This window comes from Saccharothrix sp. NRRL B-16348 (genome assembly GCF_001280085.1).
In the GTDB taxonomy this organism is placed as follows: Bacteria; Actinomycetota; Actinomycetes; order Mycobacteriales; family Pseudonocardiaceae; genus Actinosynnema.
Genome location: NZ_LGED01000196.1, coordinates 67,046 through 90,562 on the forward strand (window position 1 = coordinate 67,046; position 23,517 = coordinate 90,562).

Annotated in this window: 19 protein-coding genes, 1 tRNA gene and 2 pseudogenes; 14 read left to right on the forward strand and 8 right to left on the reverse strand. The window is 71.2% G+C overall.

Annotated elements, in window-relative coordinates:
• Nucleotides 1-141: 141 nt before the first annotated feature.
• Nucleotides 142-1,329: an RICIN domain-containing protein gene (locus ADK67_RS19375; protein ID WP_053717855.1), complete on the forward strand. Its 1,188-nt coding sequence runs from the start codon at nt 142-144 to the stop codon at nt 1,327-1,329.
• A gap of 104 nt (nt 1,330-1,433) precedes the next feature.
• Here the strand turns inward: ADK67_RS19375 and ADK67_RS19380 are convergent, their stop codons facing one another.
• The 4 genes from ADK67_RS19380 to ADK67_RS19395 all read right to left on the reverse strand — a co-directional run bounded on the left by ADK67_RS19380 (nt 1,434) and on the right by ADK67_RS19395 (nt 6,179).
• The gene (locus tag ADK67_RS19380; protein WP_053717856.1) at nt 1,434-2,624 is read right to left on the reverse strand and encodes a glycosyltransferase family 2 protein; all 1,191 of its coding nucleotides are present in this window, start codon (nt 2,622-2,624) and stop codon (nt 1,434-1,436) included.
• Between the two features lie 34 nt (nt 2,625-2,658).
• Nucleotides 2,659-3,825 carry a glycosyltransferase gene (locus ADK67_RS19385; RefSeq protein ID WP_053717857.1) on the reverse strand — a complete coding sequence of 389 codons (1,167 nt, stop codon included), beginning with the start codon at nt 3,823-3,825 and terminating at the stop codon, nt 2,659-2,661.
• 178 nt (nt 3,826-4,003) lie between these two features.
• Nucleotides 4,004-4,666, reverse strand: coding sequence for a transposase (locus tag ADK67_RS48270; protein WP_063797653.1), 663 nt, complete (start codon nt 4,664-4,666; stop codon nt 4,004-4,006).
• 304 nt (nt 4,667-4,970) lie between these two features.
• The gene (locus ADK67_RS19395; protein ID WP_157620596.1) at nt 4,971-6,179 is read right to left on the reverse strand and encodes an RICIN domain-containing protein; all 1,209 of its coding nucleotides are present in this window, start codon (nt 6,177-6,179) and stop codon (nt 4,971-4,973) included.
• Nucleotides 6,180-6,540: 361 nt separating this feature from the next.
• On the opposite strand from ADK67_RS19395, the gene ADK67_RS19400 reads away from it, so the two are divergent.
• The 5 genes from ADK67_RS19400 (at nt 6,541) to ADK67_RS19420 (ending at nt 13,147) form a co-directional block, all read left to right on the forward strand.
• Complete coding sequence (locus tag ADK67_RS19400; protein WP_231648267.1) at nt 6,541-7,350, forward strand: class I SAM-dependent methyltransferase; 810 nt, start codon at nt 6,541-6,543, stop codon at nt 7,348-7,350.
• Nucleotides 7,347-8,006: a hypothetical protein gene (locus ADK67_RS19405; RefSeq protein ID WP_053717860.1), complete on the forward strand. Its 660-nt coding sequence runs from the start codon at nt 7,347-7,349 to the stop codon at nt 8,004-8,006. Before ADK67_RS19400 ends, ADK67_RS19405 begins: the two co-directional genes overlap by 4 nt.
• Before the next feature lie 186 nt (nt 8,007-8,192).
• A complete protein-coding gene (locus ADK67_RS19410) occupies nt 8,193-9,677 on the forward strand; it encodes a hypothetical protein (protein ID WP_157620600.1) in 1,485 nt (494 codons plus the stop codon).
• Nucleotides 9,678-9,792: 115 nt separating this feature from the next.
• Entirely contained in the window at nt 9,793-11,271 is a 1,479-nt protein-coding gene (locus ADK67_RS19415) for an RICIN domain-containing protein (protein WP_053717862.1), read from the forward strand.
• 418 nt (nt 11,272-11,689) lie between these two features.
• Nucleotides 11,690-13,147: a pentapeptide repeat-containing protein gene (locus ADK67_RS19420; RefSeq protein WP_053717863.1), complete on the forward strand. Its 1,458-nt coding sequence runs from the start codon at nt 11,690-11,692 to the stop codon at nt 13,145-13,147.
• 144 nt (nt 13,148-13,291) lie between these two features.
• On the opposite strand, the gene ADK67_RS19425 is transcribed toward ADK67_RS19420, so the two are convergent.
• Entirely contained in the window at nt 13,292-13,963 is a 672-nt protein-coding gene (locus ADK67_RS19425) for an AIM24 family protein (protein ID WP_053717864.1), read from the reverse strand.
• Between the two features lie 157 nt (nt 13,964-14,120).
• Here ADK67_RS19425 and ADK67_RS19430 point away from each other — a divergent pair, with 157 nt between their 5' ends.
• Nucleotides 14,121-14,813 carry a class I SAM-dependent methyltransferase gene (locus ADK67_RS19430; RefSeq protein ID WP_063797657.1) on the forward strand — a complete coding sequence of 231 codons (693 nt, stop codon included), beginning with the start codon at nt 14,121-14,123 and terminating at the stop codon, nt 14,811-14,813.
• A gap of 76 nt (nt 14,814-14,889) precedes the next feature.
• On the opposite strand, the gene ADK67_RS51040 is transcribed toward ADK67_RS19430, so the two are convergent.
• The gene (locus ADK67_RS51040; protein ID WP_053717866.1) at nt 14,890-15,573 is read right to left on the reverse strand and encodes a hypothetical protein; all 684 of its coding nucleotides are present in this window, start codon (nt 15,571-15,573) and stop codon (nt 14,890-14,892) included.
• Nucleotides 15,574-15,731: 158 nt separating this feature from the next.
• Between ADK67_RS51040 and ADK67_RS19440 the strand changes: the two genes are divergently transcribed.
• Nucleotides 15,732-16,322 (forward strand): hypothetical protein, encoded by a 591-nt coding sequence (locus tag ADK67_RS19440; RefSeq protein ID WP_053717867.1) that lies wholly within the window; start codon nt 15,732-15,734, stop codon nt 16,320-16,322.
• A gap of 125 nt (nt 16,323-16,447) precedes the next feature.
• Nucleotides 16,448-16,657 (forward strand): annotated as a pseudogene (locus ADK67_RS19445) (hypothetical protein); the annotation flags it as partial.
• 62 nt (nt 16,658-16,719) lie between these two features.
• Here the strand turns inward: ADK67_RS19445 and ADK67_RS55100 are convergent.
• Nucleotides 16,720-16,851, reverse strand: a pseudogene (locus ADK67_RS55100) (hypothetical protein); the annotation flags it as partial.
• A 361-nt stretch (nt 16,852-17,212) separates the two neighbouring features.
• A complete protein-coding gene (locus ADK67_RS19450) occupies nt 17,213-19,405 on the reverse strand; it encodes a rhamnogalacturonan lyase family protein (RefSeq protein WP_197289521.1) in 2,193 nt (730 codons plus the stop codon).
• A gap of 572 nt (nt 19,406-19,977) precedes the next feature.
• Here ADK67_RS19450 and ADK67_RS19455 point away from each other — a divergent pair.
• The 5 genes from ADK67_RS19455 (at nt 19,978) to ADK67_RS19475 (ending at nt 23,482) form a co-directional block, all read left to right on the forward strand.
• Nucleotides 19,978-20,313 carry an ATP-binding protein gene (locus ADK67_RS19455; protein ID WP_157620602.1) on the forward strand — a complete coding sequence of 112 codons (336 nt, stop codon included), beginning with the start codon at nt 19,978-19,980 and terminating at the stop codon, nt 20,311-20,313.
• 52 nt (nt 20,314-20,365) lie between these two features.
• Nucleotides 20,366-20,818 carry an SPW repeat domain-containing protein gene (locus ADK67_RS19460; protein ID WP_053717870.1) on the forward strand — a complete coding sequence of 151 codons (453 nt, stop codon included), beginning with the start codon at nt 20,366-20,368 and terminating at the stop codon, nt 20,816-20,818.
• Nucleotides 20,819-20,909: 91 nt separating this feature from the next.
• Nucleotides 20,910-20,981 (forward strand) — tRNA-Ala (locus ADK67_RS19465).
• Nucleotides 20,982-21,005: 24 nt separating this feature from the next.
• Nucleotides 21,006-22,340, forward strand: coding sequence for an SDR family NAD(P)-dependent oxidoreductase (locus tag ADK67_RS19470; RefSeq protein WP_053717871.1), 1,335 nt, complete (start codon nt 21,006-21,008; stop codon nt 22,338-22,340).
• The gene (locus ADK67_RS19475) at nt 22,337-23,482 is read left to right on the forward strand and encodes a ribonuclease inhibitor (RefSeq protein WP_157620604.1); all 1,146 of its coding nucleotides are present in this window, start codon (nt 22,337-22,339) and stop codon (nt 23,480-23,482) included. The genes ADK67_RS19470 and ADK67_RS19475 overlap by 4 nt, the downstream gene beginning before the upstream one ends.
• Nucleotides 23,483-23,517 lie beyond the last annotated feature (35 nt).

Genomic DNA, 23,517 nt, shown 5'->3' on the forward strand with positions numbered 1-23,517 from the left:
CGAACGCCGGGGCGGTTCGCCCGGGCAAGCGATTCGGCGGGTTTTGCGGAGTGGTCCGCTCCGCGCCACGTCCTCGACCCCGTGCCAGGTCGCCATGCTGATGGGGCAAACGGATCTTCCTGGGAACAGGGAGTGTGCGCGATGGCGGTTCCGGTGGACGTGCGGGTGCGGATCGCGAGTGCGGCCGACGGCAAGGTGCTCGACACGGGCGCCGGCCGGGTGGGCGGGCGCGTCGGGCCGGGGTGGCCGGGGCACGGGGAGCAGGGGCAGTGGTGGCGGCTGGCTCCGGTGCCGGGCCGGCACCACCGGTTCCACCTGGTGCAGGTCGACAGCGGGTTGGTGGTGGCCGGCGTCGGGCACCCCGACCGGGGCGAGGTGCGGCTCACCGCCGAACCGGAGGACCCGCGGGCGGTGTGGTGGGTGCTGTCGACGGCGAACGACGAGTACTGGATCGTCAACGAGGTCAGCGACCTCGGCTTGGAGCTGGGGGACGGATCGGGGGACGACGAGGCGCACATCGGGCTGGTGAAGCACCAGAACAACGCGCGGCAGCGGTGGCGGCTGGTGACCGACCGCACCCCCGGTGGCACCCGGGCAGTGGTGACCATGGTCTACAACGAGGACGTCATGCTGCCCCTCTGGCTGCGCTACTACAGCCGCTTCTTCGCGCCCGAGGACATCTACGTCCTCGACCACGACTCCACCGACGGTTCCACCGACGGGCCCGGCTTCACCCGCGTCCCCGCCCACAACACCCACTGGAGCGGCAGTTGGCAGCGCGACGTCTGCCAGCAGTTCCAGCACGAGCTGCTGCGGCGCTACGACGTGGTGCTGCAGACCGACGTGGACGAGATCGTGGCGCCCGACCCGCGCTGCTGCGACCTCGGCGAGTACATCGACCGGTTCGACGGCGACTTCGTCACCTGCACGGGCTACGAAGTCCTCCACCTGCGCGACCGCGAACCGGGCCTCGACCTCGACCGGCCGGTGCTGAACCAGCGCGGGACCTGGTTCTTCAACGAGAGGTACGGCAAGCCCTTGCTCGCCCGCATCCCCATGTACTGGAGCGGCGGGTTCCACCGGCGGGAGGACGGGGTCGCCCGCCACGACCCGCTCCTGCGGCTGATCCACCTGCACCGCATGGACCGCGACCTCGGCCTGGCCCGCCACCGGATCAAGAACACCCGCAAGCGCGTGCAGCGCGAGATCGACCGGAACTACGCACCCGGGAACCGGATCACCGACCCGGACGAGTTCGACCGCTGGTTCTCCACCGACCGGGTCGAGAACCTGGAGGAGATCCCACCGCACTGGAAGGACGTCGTGTGACGGCAGGCGCCCAGCGAAGTGGGCCCCCGTCGTCGATCACGTGATCGACGACGGGGGCCCACTCGGCCTTCGTGCGCGGGAGCGACCGGAATCGGTGCCGACCGTCAGATCACCCCACGCCACCACGCCGGGACCGGCTCGAGCGAGATCGGCTTCTGCCGGGCGCTCTTGTTGTAGAACCACCGGGCGTAGAACCCTTCGGCGGTGATGTGGTTCTGGTAGCCCCAGTGCTGTTCGACGTCGACCTGCCGCTGCTTGCGCTGGTTGCGGACGCGGTTGCGGATCAGGCCGTAGTCGAAGTCCAGGCGGTGCAGGTGCAGCAGGTAGAGGGCGGGATCGCGGTGGACCAGGCGGTCCTCGCGGTGGTGGCAGCCGCTGACCCAGTGCATGGGCACGCGGGCGAGCAGCGGCTTGGAGTACTTGTGGTTGGGGAACCACGTGCCGCGTTGGTCGAGGACGGGTCGGGTGGGGTCGTAGGGAGGTTCGGTGTCCTTCATGTGGAGGATCTCGTAGCCGGTGCAGGTGACGAAGTCGTCGTCGAAGCGGTCGATGTACTCGCCGAGGTCCCCTGACCGCGGGTCGGGCGCGACGATCTCGTCCACGTCGGTCTGCAGCACCACGTCGTACCTGCCGATCAGCTCGTGCTGGAGCCGCTGGCAGACGTCCCGCTGCCACTCCCCGGAGTACTCGTCGTGGTGGACGGGGATGCGGGTGAAGCCGGGCCCGTCGGTGGAACCGTCGGTGGAGTCGTGGTCGAGGACGTAGATGTCCTCGGGTGCGAAGAAGCGGCTATAGTAGCGCAGCCAGATCGGCAGCAGCACGTTCTCGTTGTAGACGATCGTCATGACGGCACGGGTGCCGCCCGGCGCGACGCGGGTGTGCAGGCGCCAGCGCTGCTGGGGGTTGTGCCAGTAGGAGTGCAGGTTGACGGGCGTGTCGTCGCCCTGCTGCCCCCGGTGCAGGTCGAGCGCGCGGTCGTGGGCGAGGTTCTGGACGAGGTACTCGTCGTCGGCCAGGGGCACCACCGACCACACGGCCTGGGTGTCCGCCACGTCCGAGTCCAGCACGACCCCGTCGGCGCGGCCGGTGAGGGCGAGGCCGCTGTGGGTGTCGAGGATGCGGTAGTGGTAGTCGCGGCCGGGCACGGGATCGAGGAGCCACCACTGGCCCGGCCGGTCACGGGCGGGCCAGTGCTGCCGCACCCGGTCGCCGGCCCGGACGTCACCGGCGTCCAGCACCTTCCCGCTGGCCACGTTGCCCAAGCGCACCGGTGTGCGCACGGGGATGAACACCATCGCGCCGCTCCTTCAGTGAGTCCTCTGTGGATGGTCATTGCCGGGTGTGCCGGCGGATCAGGCAGACCGCGGCCACGGCGGCGCAGCCGGCGAGCACCACCTTGCGCTTCGTCGTCATCGGGGTGAGGTCCGCCTTGCAGCCGTGCCGGCCGGTCCAGGTGAGCAGGTGCTTGCCGAGCACCCACTCGCGCAGCATCCACCAGGTGGTGAGCGGCCCGGTCAGGGTCTGCAGCGCGAACCAGCTCGGGAAGCACCGCAACGTCGTCCGGGCGCCCACCTCCCGCGTGCCGACGGCCAGCGAGGCCACGAGCACGAGCAGCCACAGGGCGCCCCACCAGCGCCACAGCGCGGTGACGCCGTGCCGCCGGACGAAGGGCAGGAACGAGAACGTGGCCGCGCCGCCGATGACGCCGTCGACCACCTGGGTGACGACCACGATGAACGCCGACGGTCCCTGCAACGGCGCACGGTGCTTCACCATGCTCTGCGCGAAGCCGGAACTCCACCGATGCATCTGGGACAGCAGTTCCTTCAGCGTCGTCGGCTCGCGGGTGTAGACGAACGCGGCGGGGGTGAAGGCCACGCGGTGCCCGCGGCGGTGCAGCAGCCAGGTCAGGTTGAAGTCCTCGGTGATGCTGTCCTCGGGGTAACCGCCGTACTGGCGCAACACGTCCGTGCGGTGGCAGTTGGCCATCCCGCTGAGCACCATCTGCTTGCCGAGCACGTCCTGCAACCGGCGCACCCACCCGTTGGAGACGGCGTGGTAGAGCGTGCGGTACCGGCTGTAGGGGGTGTCGGTGTCGCGGGGGAGCGCGGCCGGGCAGGTGCCGACGGCGCCGGCGCGGATGGTCTCGACCATGAGCGCGGTGGCGTCGTGGCTCAGCGTGGCGTCGGCGTCCAGCGCCAGCACGAGGTCGCTGTCGACCAGCGGCAGCGCCATGTTCTGCGCCGCCGCCTTGGAGCCGCCCTGGCCGGTGATGACGACCGCGCCCGCCTCCCGGGCACGCCGGGCCGTGTCGTCGGTGCAGTTGTCGGCGACCACGATGACCTGGTCCAGCGGGTAGCTCTGCGCCAGGCAGGACCGCACCGTCTCCTGGATCGTCGCCTCCTCGTTGTGCGCGGGGATGACCACCGACACGGTGAGGGAACGGTCGGCGTCCTGTCGCGGCGCGCGGTCGGCGCACAGCTCTTCGTGCCGCATCAGAGTCGCCTGAGCCGGTGCGGTGTCGCGGTGCGGCGGGGAAGGTCGCGGCGGGGTGTCTTGCGGTTGTGCACCTTGCGTCCCGATTCGTGAGTAGGGCATGGGCGGTCGGCGCCGGCGGGCTGCCGACCGTGCTGCTTCTCGTGGCTCCGGTGCCGGTGGACGCCACCGTCCGCGGTCAGCCCGATCCGGTGCGTGGACTGGGCACGCGCCCGTGGTCGTCGAAGCTGAAGTGGACCGACCCGTCCGTCCGGTGGTTGAGGCTGCCCTTGATCCCGTTCTGCCGCATCAACCGCTCGACGGTGCAGCGGGCGACCAGGACGCCCTCGTCGGTCAGCCGCTGCCAGATCCGTCGCGCGCCCTGCTCCGGGTTGGTGCGGTGGATGCGGCGGATCTGCTCCAGCAGCACGGCGTCCCGCTGCTGACGCGCCGACGGCGTGTGCGCCTTGCGCGCGTAGTAGGTGCTCGGCGGGATGTCCAAGGCGCGGCACATCGCCTCGACGCCGAACCTGCCGCGGTGGTTGTCGATGAGCGCGATGACCTCGTCCGGCGACAGCCGGGTCTCCACCTGGAAGTACTCCTTGGTCGCCTTGAGGATTTCGATGGCCCGTTCGAGTTCCGCGAGCTTGCGGCGCAGCCGGTCCAACTCGTCCTTCGCCCCGGACGCCGGCCTGCGCCCGGTGCACCCGGCCGGCTGTTGCGCCTGTCGCACCCAGACGCGCAGGGTTTCCGGGTGGATGTTCAGCCGACGGGCGATCTGGGCAATCGGGCGACCGGTCTCGATCGCCTCTCGCACAGCACGCGCGCGCAGTTCTTCAGGGTACTTGCTGACAGTGGCCATCAGGCGTTCCTCCTAAAAGCCGACTACGGCGACCGCGATGACATCGGAGACAGAAGCGGACCGGGTGGTCGGCGGTCAAAACAATTCACCTGCGCGAGTCAACGGCGCAAACCGCCCGCGACACGCGAATTCGGAACTTGACAAGGATTGTGCGTCGAAGGGGCCGAAGGGCTTTCCTGCGTGGACGGTGGGGCCGGTGACGACCGGAGGGGTGTGGTCCCCCTGCAGGTGGGTCGTGGATCACCCGGCAGTGCGCCGGGCCCGGGCTGGGCCGGATCACACGGCCGGGTGCCGGCCCTCGGGGTCACACCACGTGCCGCCAGTGGTCGGGCACCGGCTCGGTGCGCACGGGCTTGGCCGCGGAGCCGGGGTGGTAGAACCAGCGGTGGAACTTCTCGGCGTCGAGGAGCCGGTTCTGGCGACCCCAGCCCCGGTCGAGGTCCATCCGCGCACGCGGGCGCCGCGTCCGGACCTGGTTGCGGATCAGGCCGTAGTCGTAGTCGAGGCGGTGCAGGTGGATCAGCCGCAGCGCCGGGTCGCGGCGGGTGGCGCGGTCCTTGCGCTCGTGGAAGCCACCGTGCCACTCCATGGGGACGCGGGCGAGCAGCGGCTTGGAGTAGCTGCTGTTGGGGAACCACGTGCCGCGTTGGTCGAGGACGGGCCGGGTGGGGTCGTAGGGGGGTTCGGTGTCCTTCATGTGGAGGATCTCGTAACCGTCGCAGGTGACGAAGTCGTCGTCGAAGCGGTCGATGTAGTCGCCGAGGTCCCCTGATCGCGGGTCGGGGGCCACGATCTCGTCCACGTCCGTGTGCAGCACGACGTCGTAGCGGCGGAGCAGTTCGTGCTGGTGCCGCTGGCAGACGTCCCGCTGCCAGCCGACGCCGAACTCCTCGTTGTGGACGGGCACGCGGGTGAAGCCGGGTCCGTCGGTGGAGCCGTCGGTGGAGCCGTGGTCCAGGACGTAGATGTCCTCGGGTGCGAAGAACCGGCTGTAGTAGCGCAGCCAGATCGGCAGCAGCACGTTCTCGTTGTAGACCATGGTCATCACGGCGCGCGTGCCGCCGGGCGCGACGCCGGTGTGCAGGCGCCAGCGCTGCTGGGGCGCCCGCCAGAACTCGGCCAGGCCGACGTGGGCCTCGTCGTGGTCGGACCCGTCCCACAGGTCCAGGCTGAGCCCGGTGACGGTGTTGACGAGGGCGTACTCGTCGTCGGCCTGGGGCAGCACCCACCAACTGGCCCGCGGGTCCCGCGCGTCCGGCTCCAGCGCGACCGTGCCGGTCCGCCCGTCGGGGGAACGGTCCTGCCCGGTCAGGGCGAGGCCGGCGCCGGTCTCGACCAGCCGGTACTGGTGGTTGCGGCCGGTCACCGGCACGAGGCGCCACCACTGGCCCGGCCGGTCGTGGGCGGGCCAGCGCTGCCGCACCGGGTCGCCGGCCCGCGCGGCGCCGGCGTCCAGCACCTTCCCGCTGGCCACGCTGCCCACCCGCACCCTGGCGTCGGCTGGAATGAACACCCCGTCACCTACCTCTCGTGAACGCTGCGACTGCGTCCAGAATTACCGGCTGGGCCGCGGACCGGAGCGCCGAAACGGGGCAATCACCCCGTCGAACTGGCGCGGATCACTTGTCCAGGTTAGCTGCCCCGTATTTCCTGGAGATTTGCATCCAAATCCCGGTGGGGCAAATGGAGCGGTATCCAGAAAACCCGGAGCAGGTGTTTCCTGAATTGCGTCGGTCGGGTTGGTTGGCATACCTTCGCCAGGTGCCGCTGTTAAGTCGCGGCCGTCGCGTGAACTCCGCGCGACCAATTTGTCCGGCCGGTTCCGCGCGGTGCGGACCGGCGCCGATCCACTGGCAGAGGAGAACCCGGTGTCCATGTTGGGCTACACCGGCGTCGGCTCGATCGCGCTCACCGCGGCCGCCTTGCTCAGGTACGGGTCCGACGTCCTGACGGCGGCGGCGCGTGGCGGATCGCCGAAACGGGACTCCGACCCTCGTCCGCACCACTCCCGGACGCACGGGTGGCGGGCCGGGGGAACACGAGATGAGGAGAAGATGGACGACGATTACGCGCTCGCCGCACCGGAGGACTTCGAGGAGGTCTGGGCGCGGGTCGCCCCGATCGAGGGCGGGCTGTCGAAGGACGACGGTGTCGTGCTGTACCGCGTCGCCTGCCACGTCCTGGGCGCGCTGCCGGACGACCCGGCGCTGGTCGAGGTGGGCCGCCACTGCGGGAGGTCGACGGTCCTGCTGGCCAGTGCGATGCGCGCGCTCCGGCCGAGCGACATGCTGGTGGCGATCGACCCCGTCGAAGGGGAACGACCCGGATCCGAACGCGCCGCCGAACCGGAGCCTGGCTGCGCGGAGTTCCGGGACAACCTGGTCGACGCGGGTCTGCTCGACTGGGTGGAGCTGGTCCGCGACCGCTCTACCGACGTCGTCTGGGGACGCCCGATCGGGCTGCTGCTCCTGGACGGTTCGCACGACCGCGCGGACGTCGGGGCGGACTTCGCCCGGTTCCGGGACTCGATCGTGCCCGGCGGCCTGGTCGTGCTCCACGACCACCGCGAGGTCCGGTGGCCCGAAGTCCTCCGGTTCGTCGACGAGCTCGAGCTCGACCGCGGCGGCGAGTTCGTCCCGGTCACCGTCACGGGCACGATCGCCGTGCTCCAGCGCCGGCCGTGAAGGCGGCGGTCCTCCGCGTCGCCGTGCTGGGCGCCGCCGGTGTTCCGCAGGCCGACGCCGTGCTGTGCGTCCTCGACGGCGACCGGGTCGCGGCCCTGCTCGCCGGGGACGCCGGCGACCACTTCGAGCAGGAGCTGGCCGCGCTCCGGCAGGTCGTGGACCAGCGCGGCGGACCGGTGTTCTGCGTCGTCACCCGGTGGAGCCGCGTCGCCGAACGGGGCACCGCGAGCGACGTCCTGCGTGCCCTGGCCCGGCTGCCGGGCTTCCCCGCGAGCTGCCGCGACGGGCGGGAACCACTGATCATCTCGTGGGAGGGGGCGAGGTTCGACGCGGCCGTCGAGGCCGACACCACCGCGGCCGCGCCGTTGCCGGCCTCGCTCCGCGACCTGCTGGCGAACGCCGTCCTGGCGGTCGCCGCCGGTCGGACGTGGCGGCTGCTCCTGGCGTGGCTGATGGCCCGCGAGATCACCGCGGCACGCGTCCGGCGCGTGCTCGGCTGCCCGGCGCTGCCCGCCGAGGCGCTGGAACTGCTCGTGGCCATCGCCGCCGAACAGGTCCGCGACCGGCCGGTCGACGCCGCGGCGGCCCGCGTCCGCCGGGAAGACTTCCGGCGGACGCTCCGTGCCTGTCGAGCCCGGTGGGCGAAGTCCGGTTGAGTTGCCCCGCATTATTTGTGACCAATTCGCCAGAAAACCCGGTCCGCTACCTCGGAAAGCGTGTCGTGAATAGCCTCGGACGAGTGGTTCAAGCGTTTTTGTCTGTTCATTCAGGCCGGGTCGGACAATTCTGGTGTGGCACCTGCCGGGTCAGCGTGGCAGAGCAAAGAAAGGGTTGAGCCGATCATGGCTTCCGATTTCACGTTCACTCCCGATCGCCTCACGGCATACGTGACCAACAAGGGGTCGTACTCGCCGAAGGTGACGGTCACCGCGCCGGACGACTTCAAGTTCGAGCGGGCCAAGTTCGACATCTACTTCCTGGCCGACAACACCGGCAGCATGGGCCCCAGCATCGACGCGGTGAACAAGCGCGCCAACGACATCCTCAGCGAGCTGCGGAACAGGGCCAAGCAGGTCAATGCCGACGTCCACTACGGAGTCGGCTTCTACCGGGACTTCTCGGAGTCGGTTGTCTTCAAGCACCAGCAGTCGCTCGTCGAGGACAGCGACCCGGCGGTCAAGGCGCTCGCGGACTGGTCCGCCTCGGGCGGCGGCAAGATCGCGGAGGCGCAGTTCTTCGCGCTGCACCAGCTCGCCGAGGACACCGACGGGAAGGGCGGGAAGATCGGCTGGCGCGACGACGCGAAGCGGATCGTCATCTGGCTCGGCGACGCCCCCGCCAACGACCCCATCCCCAAGGAGAAGTCCGGTCTCGCCGACGACATCACCGAGCAGGTCGTCACCGACCGGCTCACCGACCGGGGGATCAGCGTCATCGCCATCAGCGTGGTCGGGGACACCAATCCCGGCCTCAACGGCGATCCGGTCAAGAACGCGGAACCGTACGCCGGCAAGGGCGAGCCGGGCCAGGCCACCAGGATCACCACGGCCACCGGCGGCACGATGGCCGACAACTTGAAGGCGTCCGACGTGGTCGACCGGATCATCGACCTCGGCAAGGAGCAGATCAGCAAGATGGCCGGCCTGTCGCTGAAGGCCGAGCCGAAGTTGGCGCGCTTCAACGTCACCGCGACGCCGGATTCCGCCATCCCGCCGACCGGGTCGCGGCAGGTCAACTTCAACGTCAACCTGCCGTTCACCTCGGAGAACGCCACTCCGGCGAAGACCAGGGAATGGCCCTACCGTGCGCTGACGGGTGCGGTCGAGCTGCTGATCGGAGGCAAGCAGACCAAGAACAAGAAGAAGATCGTGGTCGAGTTGCGGCAGGCGGACCTGTCGGGCACCTACGAGATCCAGAACGCCTCCAACGACCACCTGCTGGACCTGACCGTGAACGGGCTCAACGTGACGCCCGACCAGGACCAGGACCACCAGCGGTGGACGCTCGTCCCGATCAAGGACGGCGGCTACCTGCTGGAGAACAACAACCGCTCGGCCGAGAACCGCTACGTCGCGCGCATCCGTCGCCAGGGCATCAAGGCCGCCCCCCACGGCACCGGCGACGAACTCCAGTGGGTGTTCGTCCCTGAAGGCGTCGACAGCCGCGGCTACCTGTTCAGCATCCAGCCGCTGGGGGTGTGGAAGACGGCCATCGGTTTCAGCGGCGGGAAGCTCACGTTGGGCGAGTACGTGGGCACCAACTACACCGGTGGCAAGTTCCAGGTCGACCACGAGCACTACCAGCTCTGGCGGCTCAACGCCCTCTGACCGGCCTTCGCGTCGGTAGCGGTCCGGTGGGATCGCTTTCGACCCGGCAAGTCCGGGTGATTCCTGTCGTGTACCTGCCGCGTCGACGGCAGCGCAAAGAAAGGTCGAGCCGATCATGGCTTCCGATTTCACGTTCGCCCCGGATCGCCTCAAGGCGTATCTGACCAACAAGGGCTCGTACTCGCCGAAGGTGACGGTCACCGCGCCGGCCGGCTTCACGTTCGAGCAGGCCAAGTTCGACATCTATTTCGTGGCCGACAACACCGGCAGCATGGGCAGCACCATCGACGAGGTGAACAAGCGCGCCAACGAGATCCTCCGCGACCTGCGGAAGCGGGCGCAGGAGGTCAACGCCGACGTCCACTACGGCGTCGGCGCCTACTGGGACTTCAACGGCGAACTGCCCTTCAAGAACCACCAGAAGCTGTCCGAGAACGCCGACGACGCGGTCAAGGCGCTCGGTGAGTGGACCACGAGCCACTCCAGCGTCGCGTACGCGGAGGCGGCGTTCTACGGGCTGCACCAGATCGCCGAGGACGCCGACGGGAAGATCGGCTGGCGCAAGGACGCGAAGCGGATCATCATCTGGGTCGGCGACGCGCCGAGCAACGACCCCATCCCGGAGCACCTCTCCGGGCTCGACTTCGCGATCACCGAGCAGGTCGTCACCGACTCGCTCAAGGCGCAGGACATCAGCGTCATCGCCATCAGCGTGGTCGAGGGCAGCAACCCCGGCCTCAACGGCGACCCGGTCGCCAACGGCGAGTCGTACGCGGGCAAGGGCGCACCGGGCCAGGCCAACAGGATCGCCGACGCCACCGGCGGCACGATGGCGGACAACCTCACGTCCGCTGAGGTGGTCGACCGGATCATCGACCTCGGCAAGGCGCAGATCAGCAAGATGGGCGGCCTGTCGCTGAAGGCCGAGCCGAAGTTGGCGCGCTACAACGTCACCGCGACGCCGGATTCCGCCATCCCGCCGGCGACGGGGTCGCGGCAGGTCAACTTCAACGTCAACCTGCCGTACACGTCGGAGAACGCCACTCCCGCGAAGACCAAGGACTGGACCTACGGCCCGCTGACGGGTGCGGTCGAGCTGCTGATCGGAGGCAAGCGGACGAAGAAGAACAAGGTCGTGGTCGAGCTGGTGCAGGCGGACCTGTCGGGCACCTACGAGCTCCAGAACGCCGCCAACGACCACCTCCTCGACCTGACCGCCGGCGGCGGCCTCGACGTGACGCCCGACCAGGACCAGGACCACCAGCGGTGGACGCTCGTGCCGATCAAGGACGGCGGCTACCTGCTGGAGAACAACAACCGCTCGGCCGAGAACCGCTACGTCGCCCGTCGCGGCGAGCGCGTGTGGGCCGCCGGCCACGACACCAGCGGCACGCACCAGTGGATGGTCATCCCCGAGGCCGTGGACGAGCGCGGCTACCTGTTCAGCCTCCAGCCGGTGCGGGCGTGGAAGAAGGCCCTCGGCTTCAGCGGCGGGAAGCTCTCGGTGACCGAGTACTCCGGCACCGACTACTCCGGCGGCAAGTTCGAGGTCGACCACAAGCACAACCAGCTTTGGCGCTTGAACGCCATCTGACCGGCCTCCGCACCCCGACCGGTCGGCCCTCGCGCCGATCGCGGAGCGCCGCTGGGCGGCCCCGTTCCCGTCGACCTCCCGGGACGGGGCCGCCCACCCCGAGGAAGCGTGCCCTCACCTGTCGAGGACGCCACACGTCGACCTGACCGGATCCCGAACGACCGACGAACCCCAGTGGTTCGGCGACCGCGAAGGCGCCCGGACGAGGTGGACGGCCTCGGCGGCCTGACCGGGTTCGCCGCGCACGTCACGGTCGTGCGGTCGAGCCGCGAGTGCGGCGACACCGTCACCGCCGTGCGGACCTGAGGTCATCGAGCCGCCACGACCGCGTGCTCGGCCAGGTCCGGAGCGGCCGAACCACCCCCTGCTGCCGCGACCCCGACCGCGGCAGCAGGGGCCCCTCGGCGATCGGAGCGACATGGCGACGCGATCGGAGCCCCGGCAACCGGCAGGACGACCGCCGGCCGCCGGCGGCGCTCGGGCGCTGCTGGGCCGCGGCGCGGTGGTGGCCGGCGCGCTGGTGGCGCTGTGGACCACCCAGCCCCTGTGGGAACCGGTGTGGTCGTGGCTGGTCCGGTGGTGGCCGCTGCCGGTGGCGGCCCTGCTGATCGCGGCCGGCCTCCTGCTGACCGGGCAGCGCGACTCCTCCGACGCGGACGCGCTGGAGGTGCGGCCGCTGTCCGCGCGCGCCATCGTCCTGGGCGCGCTGGCGTTGACGGGCATCTCCGCGGCGGCGGCGGCGTTGCTGCTCGACGCGTTCGGCGGTGGCGCGCCCGCGGAACGTCTTGAAGCGCTCCGCACGGCGGGCACGATCGTGATCGGCAGCGGCGGCGGCGCGGCGCTGCTGCTCAACGCGCGCCGCCAGCGGGCCACCGAACTCGCGCTGGCGCACCAGCAACTCGTCGCCACCGCCGCCGAGCACGACGCGACGGAACGGCGCACCACCGAGCTGTTCACGCGGGCGGTGGAGCACCTGGGCTCGGACAAGGTCCCGGTCCGCTACGGCGGCCTGTACGCGCTGGAACGCCTGGCCCAGGACAACCCGCAGTACCGGCAGACCACGGTCAACGTGCTCTGCGCCTACCTGCGGGTGCCCTACGCGCCGCGGCCCGCTCTCGGTGGCCTGCGCGGGATCGGCGTCCGCGCCCGCCCCGCGCCGACGTGCCGTGCCGCCGCGTCGGTGAACCGCGCCGACGAGCACCGCCGGCAGGAGCACGAGGTCCGCGTCGCCGCCGAACGCATCCTGGCCGACCACCTGCGCCCGCACGCACCGCCCGGCGCGTACTGGGCCGACATCGACCTGGACCTCGCCGGCGCCACCCTGCTCGCGCTCGACCTCACCGACTGCCGGCTGCGCAGCGCGCGGTTCCGCGGTGCGGTGTTCACCGGCGACACCTCGTTCATCCGCGCCGAGATCGCCGCCGACGCCTGCTTCGAGCGGGCCAGGTTCGCCGGGCAGGCCAGGTTCAGCGCGGCGACGTTCGCCGGCAAGGTGGACTTCAGCGACGCGGTGTTCGCCGAGGGCGCGTGGTTCAGCCTCGCCACGTGCACCGGGCGGGCGTCGTTCGCGCGGGCCGCGTTCACCGGCGACAGCTGGTTCACCGACGCCCTCTTCGCCGCCGCCGCGGACTTCCCGGAGGCGGTCTTCGGCGGCAGCGCGTCGTTCAAGCGGGTGACCTTCGCCGGGACGGCGGCGTTCGACCGGGCGACCTTCACCGGGCCGGCCTGGTTCGACGGCGCGACCTTCGGCGAGCGGGACGGCGGTGGCGACGGGCACGCGGTCCTGTGCCCGGACTTCGCCGACACCGTGTTCGCCGCGGGCGTGCCGGACGCCGTGGCGCGGTTCGTGCCGGCGGGCGACCGGGCCGACCGGTGACGTGCGAGGCGTCGTCGCGCACGCAAGGAGCTGAAAGCCCAAGGGCCGCAAGGCCGCCAAACGCGCAGCGCGAGCACACCGGTCCTTCGTGGACCGCCTGGGCGGGCTTGATCAGTGTGGTGATCAAGCCCGCCTCGGCGCACGTCACTGCTTGGGCGGCAGCGGGTGTCCTTCGGATGCCTGCACGACGACGATGCCCCGGCCGGCCAGCGCGAGCTGGTACGCCTCGCCCGAGCCGCGACCGATGGCGGCGCCCAGCTTGGCGGTCCGGCGGATCGAGGACTGCAGCGAGGTGGACCACAGGACGGCGGACTGCATGTCGACGAACGTCGGCACGTCCACGTTCAGCACGACCGGCGTGCCGAAGGCGGTGACGGCGAGCGCCCCGGTGCCGGTGAACGTGGTGTTGAACAGGCCGCCGCTGAGCATCGACGCGCCCTCGACGCGGTTGATGTCCCACGTGAGCGTGCTCTCGAACGCGAGCACGTTCTTGCCGTTGACGGTCACGCCCTCGTTCTCCAGGTAGAGCACGAACACCTCGTCGGCGTCCTGGGCGAGGAACACGTCGCCGCTGCCGGACACCTTCATCAGCGACATGCCCTCACCGGTGAAGGCCTTCTTGAACATCTTGCCGATGCCGCCGCTGCCCTCGTAGGCGAAGTCCACATCGCCCTGGTAGGCGACCATCGACCCCTGCTTGGCGAAGAAGAACCCGCCGCTGCCGGTGAGGTCCACCTTGAGCATGCGGTCGTTCTGCAGTTGGAAGCTGCCGGGCTCGACGGACCGCTCGGCGTGGTTGAACAGTGAGCTGCGCATGCCCCGATAGTGCAGGTGACCACCAGGAGACGCACCACGGGGGTCACGCCGGGTGACGTTCACCGTCCGGCTCCCGTTGCGCGACTGACGCGCCGGTCTCTTTCGGGCCGCCATAAGTCGATTTGCCCCGCGTTCGGCTCTCGCTAGGGTGCGGCCGATGACCGAGAAGGCGTTGACCACGGCCGGGCAGGACTGGGAAGAGCAGGCGCGGAACTGGATCGCCTGGGTGCGCAAACCGGGCTTCGACTCGTACTGGCGTTATCGGGACGCGTTCTTCGCGCTCGTGCCGGACGCCGGCCGGGCCACCCTCGACCTCGGTTGCGGCGAGGGCCGGGTGGCCCGCGACCTCGTCGGGCGAGGGCACCGGGTCACCGGCGTCGACGCCTCGCCCACGCTGGTGGAAGCGGCGCGGCAGGCCGACCCGGAGAGCCGGTACCTGACGGCCGACTCGGCGGACCTCCCGTTCCCGGCCGACAGCTTCGACCTCGTCATCGCCTACTGCGTGCTGATGGACGTCGACGACCTGCCGGGCACCGTCCGCGAGATCGGCCGGGTGCTCGAACCGGGCGGCAGGCTCTGCCTGTCGATCACCCACCCGATCACCAACACCGGCAGCCGCCGGGACGGCGTCTTCGTCCTGGACCGCCCCTACTTCGGCCGGCACCGCTTCGAGGAGGAGGTCGAGCGGGACGGGCTGCCGATGAGGTTCACCGGGTGGAACCACCCGCTCAGCGCCTACACCGAGGCCTTGGAGGACGCCGGGCTGCTCATCGAGGCCCTGCGGGAACCGCGGATCGGCGACGACACGTTCCCCTGGCACCTGTGGATCAGGGCGGTGCGCCCGCGCTAGTCGGGGCGGCCCCGACAGGGTGAACACCCTGGCGTAGCGGCCCCTGTGGTCTCAATGACTTCAGTGTTGTCTAAAGCTAAGCCTTCACCAGCAGGTCGGCGGCGGCCGGCACCAGGTCGAGCAGGATGCCGATGGACTCGTCCTGGTACGGGATGCCGCCGACCGCAGTGATCGACATCAGGTCGCCGCGGGACAGCAGGGCCCAGCACAGGGAGAAGGTGTCGTTGCCCTCGCAGAAGCCGTAGGCCGCGTCCGTCCCCGGCTCCGGCGCCAGGTCGAACGCGGTGACGGTGATCGGCTGGTCCGAGCCCGACAGTTCCGGCTCCACGTACTGCCGGCAGGACTCCGCGTGCGTCCGGATCCTGGTCAGGGCGGTCGTGCCGTCGCCCTTCTTGAACCACGTCACGAGGTGGTGGACGACGTAGTCCGACCCTTCCCAGCTCCGGTTGTGGTTGATGTAGTAGCCGAACTCGTCCCGGCTGTCCGGGCGGGGAGTCACGCACGGCGTGGGCAGACCCCACCGCGTCCACGGCACTTCCGGGGCGACTTCCTTCGCGCCCATCGCGGCCAGGGCGTCGGACGGGAGGGTGGCGGCCTTGACCCGTCGGGGCGCGAGCTCGCCGGGTGAGGCGGTGGTGGTGGTCGCGGCGGCCGTGGCGTCGGTGGCGGCAGGCGTCGGTGGAGGGGTCGGTGCGGTGGTGCACGCGGCACAGAGCAGGGCGGCACAGAGCAGGATCGCCGACAACGCCGCGCGTCTCACTCGAGTTCCCCCAGGGTCGGACCGTGCCGGCGGCGCGAGGATATCCGGTCCGACGCGGGCGTTCCGGCAGTTGGGCGAATCGCGATGCCACCCCGGCCGCGAACGGCCGTGTCCGGGCGTGAGGTAATTGTCCGAGCAAGCACGGCTGAGGGGGCGGCATGGGTGACGGGCAGTTCACCAAGGGGCACGTGATCACGTTGATGATCACCTCGTTGATCGGCGTCGGGTTCGGTGTCGGGTGGTGGTTCTCCGGCGTGGCGTCGGTGACCGGCGGTGCGACCGCGCTCGCCGTGGTGGGCGTCGTGATCGCCCTCGGCCTGGCCGGCTGGGTGTTCCGCTTCGGCCGCTCCGGCGCCGGGCTGGCCCCTGGCGGCGGCCGGTCCGACAGCCCGTTCGGCAAGGGGTACGGCATCGCGGTGCTGCTGATGCTGGTGGGGATCTTCGGTGGCTCGCGGCTGCTGGCGTCCCTCGACCTCGCACAGGCGACCCCGGCGTGGGTCCTGTTCGTCGTCGGCGCGCACTTCGCGCCGTTCGCCAAGCTCTTCGGCTCCAACCGGTACCTGCTGCTGGCCGCCCTGCTCGGCGGCACGGCCGTGTTCGCCGTCGTGCTGGGCGCGGTCGGGCTGGAGTGGGCGTGGCGACTGGTGCCCGGCTTCGGCGGCGCCGCGGTGCTGTGGGGGACGGTCGTGGCCGGTCTGCGTGACGGGCAGCGGCTGGTGGCGCGGGACGTCGCCCCCGCGGGCCGGTGACACGTCGCACCGGGTGACCGGCTACCCCCGAACGGGTACTCCAAGGCTGCTCCGACTGGCTTAAAGTGTGTCGGCCGGGTGTCGTAGGAGTCCGCCGACGGGCTCGCCAGGCGAGGGGGCCACCGATGCCGTGCCGACCTGCGAGCGCGTTGCCCGCGGAGTTGACGAGCTTCGTCGGGCGCCGGCGCGAACTCACGGACGTGCGCCGTTCGCTCGGCGGCGGCCGGTTGCTGACGTTGACGGGCATGGGCGGGGTCGGCAAGACGCGGCTGGCGCTGCACGCCGCCGCCGGGTTGGGCCGGGCGTTCCCCGACGGTGTCCGGCTGGTCGAGCTGGGCGGGGCCACGCCGTTCTCGTAGAGCCCGACCTGCCTGCCGTTCACGAAGACCGTGGCGGCCTGCCGCACGCCCTCGAACTCCACCAGCACCTTCATGCCCTGGTGCGCCGCCGGCAGCGTGAACCGCTTGCGGTACCACCGAGTCCACGTCGTTGTACGTGTGCGGCACGCTGATCGTCGCCCAGGCCGAATCGTCGAACGACGGCGCCTCGCCGCCCGCCACGTCCCGCTGGGCGAACCGCCAGTCCGGGTTCAGGTTGTAGACCACCCGGCTGCTCGCCGTCGCCGCCTCGGCGGGCCGTTCCCGCAGCAACGGCGTCGCGCCGACCGCCAACGGCGCCCGCGACCGCGCCGGCCGGCACGCTCCGCCTGCTCACGCCCTTGCTCGTGTCGTCCGCCGACGTGACGCCTTTGTCACTGGAGATCACCGTGCACACTCCTGACCCGATGAGGTGGTTGCCGACGTCTGCACATCCGCCGAGAAGCCCGCCCGCCGCCGGTGGGATGGCGGGCGGGCTTCTCGGTTCACGTCACGCGGCGGTGCCGGACACGCCTACCTCGGCGGGTAGGTGATGTTCGGGCGGGGCGGTGTGGCCATGTTCGCGCCGAGGAAGTAGTCGACGTGGTGGGACTGCAGGTAGCCCTTGAGGGTCATGGCGTTGCGGTAGGCGGGGTTGTGGGCGAGCGTGTACAGCCTGGTGCTGCTGGGTCGGTTGGTGGTGAAGATGATCAGTTCGTTGAAGGCGGCGTTGGTGTAGAGGACTTCTTCGCGCCAGTCGCCGAGGACGTCGCCGTAGATGACCGGCGAGTTGCCCTGGGCCGCGTCGACCGCGCCGTACTGCGACGTCGTGAGCAGTCGCGGCACGCTGTTGGTCGGCGTGGGGCTGGTCGGGTTCCACTTCTCGAACTTGCCGTCGTTGAGCAGTTCCATGGTGGTGTCGCCGTCCCAGTACAGGCCCAGCTGCGGCCACGGCTGCAACGACGTGCTCGACTGGGTGAGCCGGTTGGTCGACGCGTTGTAGAGACCGGAGAACGCCCAGACCTCCATGCCGGGGTGACGGGGGTCGACGTCGCCCGCCATGCCGCGGCCCACGTCGGCGGTGCCGGGCTCGGTGTGCCGCCAGATGATGTTGCCGTTCGCCGCGTCGTAGTAGTAGTCACGCAGGCCGCTCGGGTTGACCTGCTGCACGCCGTAGCCTTCGAGGCCGGGGCGGCCCGGGTCCAGGTCGGCGATGTGGAAGCGGTCGCCGTGCACCACGCCGGCCGGGCCGAGGGAGTAGCGCAGGCGGCCGTCGCCGTTGAGCACGAAGCCGATCTCGGCGATCTCGTCCTTGCCGTCACCGTCGACGTCGATGATGCGGGTGTTGTGCCCGTCCGGCAGGTTCTGGTTGCCGCGCAGGAACTTCCACTGCATGGTCAGCGCGTTGCCGGTGAACCGCCAGGCGGTGAACATGAGGTTGAAGTCGCCGCTGCCGATCCGGTTCTTCATGAACGCCACCAGGCTCGGGTTGACGCCGTCGAGGTAGCCCACGCCGAAGCGCGCGTACAGCGGGCCGTCGGCGAGGTAGTCGGTCGGCACCGGCGCGGTGGCGCGGGGCGCGCCGGTCAGGCCGTCGAGGATGGCGATGAACTGGCGGTTGTCGTCGCTGTTGGTGAACCTGGTCCCGTTGCCGAACGTGACGCCGTTGGCGATGCGGACGGCGACCTCGGCGCGGCCGTCGCTGTCGAGGTCCTGGACGGTGACGCCGTCGTTGTGGCCGACGTCGATCGTCGCGGAGCCGCCCTCGATGTTGTCCTGGTCGGTGCTGTTCGGGCCCATGTCGACCTGCCAGAGGAACCGGCCGTCACGGCGGTAGGCCTCGATCTTCTGCGGCGAGGTCTGGCGGTCGAGCACGTAGTCGTACTCGCCGTCGCCGTCCAGGTCGCCGACCCAGAGGAACTTCACCGCGCCGCCGGCGCGCAACGGCACCCGGACCACCGGCTCGACCGCGCGGTTGGCGGCCAGCGTGAACGCGCCGCTCGGCGCCTGCTCCGCGCCGTTGACGACCGGGCGCACCCGGTAGCTGTTGGCGCGGGTGGCGTTGGCCGTCGCGTCGACGAAGTTGGTGCCGCCGGTCAGCACGGAGGAGTTGAGCTTGACCTCGGCGCCGCCGTCGGTGGACCGGTAGACGTTGAAGCCGATCCCCGTCGGGTCCAGGCCCAGCAGCCGCCAGCTGACCAGCACCTCGGTGTTGCTGGAGCGCACCGCCACCACGCCGCGGCCCAGGCTCTCCATCCGCCGGGCGCCCTCGGCGCCGCCGCCCGTGGTGACGTCGAGGTAGTCGATGTTGGCCAGCCCGCCCGCGGTGGTCGCGGCGAGCTGCACGGTGTTGGCGCCCGCGGTCACCGGCACGGTGAGCGTCTTGGTCGCCCAGGTGTTCCACGCGCCGGTGCCGTCGAACGCGGAGCCGGCCTGCACCACCGCGCCGTTCACGCTGATGTCCGCCGGCCGGTTGGTGGAGCCGTTGGCGTACCGGATGGCGAAGGTCGCGGCGCCGGCGCCGGTCGCGTTGACGGTGAACCGCGCCGCGGCGCCGACCGCGCCGGCGGAGTCGCAGAACCCGGAGCCGGAGTACCCGGAGTGGTTCGCCGCGACGGTCCCGTCGCAGGTGGCGGGCGAGGACTCGGCCTCGTACCGGGTCGTCGCGGCGTGCACGGCGGGCGCGGACACCACCGCCACCGCGATACCGGCCAGGACTGCGGTCACGGCAACGACTGCGGACGTCTTTGTCGGTCGTCTCATGATGGTCCCTTGACGTGTCGGTGTGGCGCGCACTCCGACGATCGGACAGTTCAGTTGTGCCCGGCGGCTGCGGGTCCGTGAAAACGGTTACCCCGCTCGGTAGGGAACCAGGCGGTCTGCGGGGATGTCAATATCCGGAGGACGCGGTGACTCCGTTCGGCAGCACCATCGTTGGTGATGAGCTGCGTTTCGGCCGACCAGTGAAAGCGTTTTAACGACTGGTCGCATCGGGGGTCGCGCCGGACGTGGATCGTCAGGTGTTCGTCAGGTTCGGCGGGCGATGTCCGGGGCATGATGATGTGGCGACTCGCGGGGGCGGTACCCACGCGAGTCGACCACTCTCCGGACCCCCGACCGTGTGATCGGACCGCGCTCGTGCCCGCACTGCGCCGGCTGAACGCGGTGGCGGGCAGGGCCGGCAACAGCAAGGCGATCGTCAGGTTCACCGAGGCCGGATCACGGGATGCTGGGACGTGTGTTTCGAGCGCCAACCTCGTGACCCGGCACGCGGTCACGACACCGTCGCCCTGGTCATCGTGGACCACGACTCCCCGCCGGGACCCGAGGTCGCGTCGTGGTTGAGGGACCGCGTCGACGGCCGGCCCGACCAGGACGTCCTGCGGGTGTGCGTGGTCGTCGGCGAGCTGCTGGACAACGCCTGGCGGCACGGCGAGCCGCCTTACGTGCTGGAACTGACGATGGACGCGTGGACCGACACGCTGACGATCCGCGTCCGCGACCACACGCCCCGGCACGATGCGCAGTGGTCCCTCGGAGCCGGGCTGCTGATCGTCGACGGCCTGGTCGGGCAGTGGGGTGTCGTCTCGGCGGCGGCGAGCACGACCGTGTGGGCCAAGGTGCCGTTCGACTGACCTCCGACCACCCGATCACGTCGGTCGGGCGTGCCGACCGGAACACCGCACCTTGGAGGTCACCATCGACCACGAACTCGACCACTCCTTCCGCGTCGTGGACGGTCGACCGGCGCGGACGCCGCGGCGCCACGCGATCGCCGCCTGGTTCAGCTCCGGCGCGTTCCTGCTCGGGCTGTGGCTGGTCGTGTCACCGTTCGCCCTGGGCTACGGCGTCGTCGGGGCCTGGTTCACCGGCCACAGCAACGAGGTGGTCACCGGGGTCGTCGTCGTGGTGGTCGCGCTGACCGGCGCGATGGCGCCCGCGGACGCCAGGTGGTCCGGGCCGGTGACGGCCGCGGCGGGTGCGTGGCTCGCCGCCGCGCCGCTGCTCGTCGGCTACCGGGACCAGGTCGACCACACGGCCGCGACGATCAACGACCTGGTGGTCGGCGGTGTGCTCGCCGCGCTCGGCGTCGCGGTCACCCTGATGGTCCGTCCACTGAGGACTGTGGACGTCGGGTGAGAGGCGCGAGCGCCGTCAGCGCGACGCGCCCCGGGGCACGGCCGGTTCGGCGGTGGATAGGATGCCGTGCACAGCCTTGGCGGCTGTCGGGGGTCCCGTAGCGCAGAGGCAGACGCGCCGCTTTCGCAAGGCGGAGACGCAGGTTCGAATCCTGCCGGGACCACGCGAACCGGGGGAGATCGGCGGGATGGACGACGACGAGCAGGCGGTGTTCCACGCGGTCGTGTCCCGGCTGCGCGCCCTGCCCGTCGACGATCCGGTGCGCCTGCGCGCGGAACGGGTCGCGGAGTCGTTCGTGCGGGACGGCAAGCAGCGGCGCCGGAAGGCCCGTGACGCCGCGCGTGCGGCGGCCGACGCGGCGATCGACGCCACGACCGCCACCGGTGGGCTCGACCGTCGTGACGACGCGCCGCTGCACGTCGAGCCGGCCGCGACGGCACGTCCGCTCGCCCGGCCGCGCCGTTGTTACGTCTGCAAGGCGGGTTATCGGCTGGCCGACGCGTTCTACCACCGGCTGTGCCCGACGTGCGCGGCGGAGAACGCCGAACGCCGGGACGCGCGCACGGACCTGACGGGACGCCGCGCGCTGCTCACCGGTGGCCGGGTGAAGATCGGCTTCCACCTGGCGCTGATGATGCTGCGCGACGGTGCGGAACTGATCGTCACCACGCGCTTCCCGCACGACGCGGTGCGGCGCTTCCGGGCGGCGCCGGGCAGTTCGGCCTGGTCGGACCGGCTGACGGTGGTCGGCATCGACCTGTGCGACCCGCGCCAGGTGCTCGGCCTGTGCGAGTCGCTGCGCGCCGAGGGCCGGCCGCTCGACATCCTGGTGAACAACGCGGCCCAGACCGTGCGCCGACCGCCCGAGTCCTACGCGGCCCTGGTCGGCGGCGAGACCGGTGTGCTGCCCGCGAACGTCCACCTCGCACCGGGTTTCCGGCCGATGCCCGCGCTGGGCGGCGGCCGTCGGCCGCTCACCCTCGTGCCGTCCGCGGCGGACGGGACCGTGGACGAAGCCGGGCTGCTCCCGGACACCGCGCCCGCCAACTCCTGGTCGGCGCGCATCGGCGAGCTGGACCCGACCGAGGTGCTGGAAACCCAGCTGGTCAACGCGCTCGCGCCGACCCTGCTGTGCGACCGCCTGCTGCCGCTGCTGCTGGCGTCCACCTTCCCGCGCCGCTACGTCGTCAACGTCTCCGCGGTCGAGGGCCGGTTCGCGGTGCGGAACAAGACCGCACGCCACCCGCACACCAACATGGCCAAGGCCGCGCTCAACATGCTGACCCGCACCAGCGGCCCGGACCTGGCCAGGCAGGGCGTTTACATGTGCGCGGTGGACACCGGGTGGATCACCGACGAGAACCCGGCGCCGAAGAAGGCGCGGCTCGCCGGGCTCGGTTTCCGCACGCCGCTGGACGTGGTCGACGGCTCGGCGCGCGTCTACGACCCGATCGTGCGAGGTGAGGCGGGCACCCCGGTCGCCGGCGTGCTCCTCAAGGACTACCGGGAGGTGGAGTGGTGAGCCCACCGCGTCCGGCAGGCGATCTGGAACCGCTGCTGACCTGGCTGCGCACCGGCGGCACGACGGACCGGCGGTTGGACTTCCCGGCCGGCACCGCGCTCCCGGACGGTCGCCTGGACCTGTGCAAGCAGGCGCTCGGGCCGAGCGGGGCGCGGCTGGTCGCGGACGCGTTGCGGCCCGGCGTCGTCCGGCACCTGCTGCTGGGCACCGACGGGCTCGGCGACGAGGGCGCGGTGGCGGTGGCGGGCCGGGCCGTCGAACGCGAGGTGGAGACGCTGTACCTGGGCTGCAACGGGATCACCGCCGGTGGCGCCTGCGACATCGCGGACAACCTGCGCGCGTCACCGCAGGCGGCCCGCGTCACCGGGATCTGGCTCAAGCGCAACCCGCTCGGCGACGGCGCGGGCGAGGCCGCGGCCGGGATCGTCGAGGCCGCCCGTTCGCTGCGCACCCTCGACCTCGTCCAGACCGGCCTGGACGCGCCGGGCCTCGCCGTCCTGGTGGACGCCCTGGTCACCGCCGCCGCGGCCGGTCGTCGGGTCGAACGCCTCTACGTCGGCGGCAACCCGCTCGGCGCGGAGGGCGCGGCGCACCTGGCCACGCTCCTGCGTGCCGACGTGATCAGCGAGCTGTACGTGTCCGCGGCACGGCTCGGCGACCGGGGCGCGGAGACCATCGCGGACGCGCTCGTGCCGGGCGGGCGGCTGCGGCGGCTGTCCGTCGCGAGCAACGGCATCGGGCCGACCGCCGCCACCCGGCTCGTGGTCGCGGCCGTGGCGGCGGACGTCGAGGCGTGCGACATCGGCCGGGTGCGAGCGGCGGGCGTCCTCGGCGCTCCGAACAACCGGCTGGACGAGACCGCCACGTCCTCGATCGCCACCGCGCTCGCCGAACGCCCGCACCGCTTGCGGCACCTCGTCCTCAGCGACACCGGGATGCGCAGCGGCGAGGCGCACCGGCTGCTCGACGGCGCGGCGCGCGCGATCACGCCGACGCGTTTCGTGCTGGGCAAGGGCATCGCCACCAGCGTCCGACGCCGGCTGGACGCCTTGAGCACGGACATTCCCGACCACCCCACTCCGCACGCCGACGTGTCCGCCGTGCGCAGCGTGCACCGCCAGCCACCGCCCGGTCAGCCCTGATCCGCCCAACCACGGCCCGGTCAGCGCCGGGTCGG

Bases quoted from the DNA above. Each gene is read 5' to 3' on its own strand.
- ADK67_RS19375 (WP_053717855.1), top strand. From the start codon at position 142: ATGGCGGTTCCGGTGGACGTGCGGGTGCGGATCGCGAGTGCGGCCGAC.
- ADK67_RS19380 (WP_053717856.1), bottom strand. From the start codon at position 2,624: ATGGTGTTCATCCCCGTGCGCACACCGGTGCGCTTGGGCAACGTGGCC.
- ADK67_RS19385 (WP_053717857.1), bottom strand. From the start codon at position 3,825: ATGCGGCACGAAGAGCTGTGCGCCGACCGCGCGCCGCGACAGGACGCC.
- ADK67_RS48270 (WP_063797653.1), bottom strand. From the start codon at position 4,666: ATGGCCACTGTCAGCAAGTACCCTGAAGAACTGCGCGCGCGTGCTGTG.
- ADK67_RS19400 (WP_231648267.1), top strand. From the start codon at position 6,541: ATGTTGGGCTACACCGGCGTCGGCTCGATCGCGCTCACCGCGGCCGCC.
- ADK67_RS19410 (WP_157620600.1), top strand. From the start codon at position 8,193: ATGGCTTCCGATTTCACGTTCACTCCCGATCGCCTCACGGCATACGTG.
- ADK67_RS19415 (WP_053717862.1), top strand. From the start codon at position 9,793: ATGGCTTCCGATTTCACGTTCGCCCCGGATCGCCTCAAGGCGTATCTG.
- ADK67_RS19420 (WP_053717863.1), top strand. From the start codon at position 11,690: ATGGCGACGCGATCGGAGCCCCGGCAACCGGCAGGACGACCGCCGGCC.
- ADK67_RS19425 (WP_053717864.1), bottom strand. From the start codon at position 13,963: ATGCGCAGCTCACTGTTCAACCACGCCGAGCGGTCCGTCGAGCCCGGC.
- ADK67_RS19430 (WP_063797657.1), top strand. From the start codon at position 14,121: ATGACCGAGAAGGCGTTGACCACGGCCGGGCAGGACTGGGAAGAGCAG.
- ADK67_RS19440 (WP_053717867.1), top strand. From the start codon at position 15,732: ATGGGTGACGGGCAGTTCACCAAGGGGCACGTGATCACGTTGATGATC.
- ADK67_RS19470 (WP_053717871.1), top strand. From the start codon at position 21,006: ATGGACGACGACGAGCAGGCGGTGTTCCACGCGGTCGTGTCCCGGCTG.